A 1,342-nucleotide genomic window follows, 5' to 3' on the forward strand; every position below is an offset into this window, starting at 1 on the left:
GGGCGTGTCCGATTTTTTGTGTGTGAGGCGGTTTAGTCCGGAAGTCTCTTTCAGCGAGCCAGCGTGAATCGGTCTTCGTAGATTATCGCGAACTGGTTCATCGCCGCCTTCCAGTGCTGAGACGCGCGGCTCCACTCGGCGGTGATGTTCCGCAGCGCCAGCCAGATCAGCTTGGTGGCGGCCTCGTCGCTGGGGAAGTGGCCGCGGGTCTTGATGATCTTGCGCAGGCGCGCATGCACGCTTTCGATCGCGTTGGTCGTGTAGATCACCCGGCGCACGTCCGGCGGGAACGCGAAGAACGGCACCACGCGCGTCCAGGCACGGCGCCAGGCGGCGACCACCGTCGGGAAGCGCTCGCCCCAGTCGCCGGCCTCGAACGCATCCAGCTCGGCCTCTGCGGCCTCGGCGGTCGGGGCCGTGTAGATCGGCTTGATCGCCGCCGCCAGCGCCTTGCGGTCCTTCCAGCCCGCATAGTCCAGGCTGTTGCGGATCAGGTGCACGATGCAGGTCTGCAGCGTGGTCGCCGGGAACACCGCTTCCAGCGCCTCCGGGAAGCCCTTCAGGCCGTCAGCCACGCCGATCAGAATGTCGTTGACGCCGCGCGTCTTGAGGTCGTTGAACACCTTCATCCAGAACTTCGCGCCCTCGGTGTTCTCGATCCACAGCCCGAGGATGTCGCGGGTGCCGTCGGCCAGCACGCCCAGCGCCAGATACACCGCCTTGTTGCGCACCACGCCGTCCTCGCGGATCTTCACCCGCAGCGCGTCGAAGAACACCACCGGATACATCGCCTCCAGTGGCCGCGCCTGCCAGGCGGTGACCTCGGCCATCACCTCGTCGGTGACCTTGCTGATGAACTCCGGCGACACCTCGACGCTGTACATCTCGGCCAGGTGCCCCTGGATCTCACGCATCGTCATGCCGCGGGCGTACATCGAGACGATCCGCTCGTCGAACCCGGCGAAGCGACGCTCGTGCTTGGGAATCAGCTGCGGCTCGAACGACCCGGCCCGGTCGCGGGGCACGTCGATGCGCAGCGGACCCTCGTCGGTCAGCACCGTCTTGCCGCTGCGGCCGTTGCGGTGGTTGCCGCTCCCGCCCTCGGCGTCGGCCAGGTGCAGGCCGAGCTCCGCGCCCAGCGCCCGCTCGATCACGGCCTTCTTCAGCTGCTGGAACACGGCTTCGACCCCGGCCGCGTCCATCGGACCCGGGATCAGCTTCTCGAGAAATTCCTTCGGCAGATCAATGGCCGGCGTGACCACCGGCGTCTTCTTCTTGCGTGGCATACATGCTCCTTGGCAGCATCATGGTATGCCTCTCACACAAAATTTCTGACACCCTC

The 1,342-nt window shown here is 66.1% G+C and carries 1 protein-coding gene; it reads right to left on the minus strand.

Features of this window, described 5'->3' with window-relative positions; genetic code table 11:
- Positions 1–50 precede the first annotated feature (50 nt).
- Positions 51–1,286 carry an IS256-like element ISEc58 family transposase gene (locus ACVOLS_RS21540; protein ID WP_481547318.1) on the minus strand — a complete coding sequence of 412 codons (1,236 nt, stop codon included), beginning with the start codon at positions 1,284–1,286 and terminating at the stop codon, positions 51–53.
- Positions 1,287–1,342 lie beyond the last annotated feature (56 nt).

The organism is Stenotrophomonas sp. STEN038 (genome assembly GCF_056759895.1).

What these genes read in the sequence shown, in the direction of transcription:
- ACVOLS_RS21540 (WP_481547318.1), bottom strand. Translation starts at nt 1,286, where the DNA reads ATGCCACGCAAGAAGAAGACGCCGGTGGTCACGCCGGCCATTGATCTG.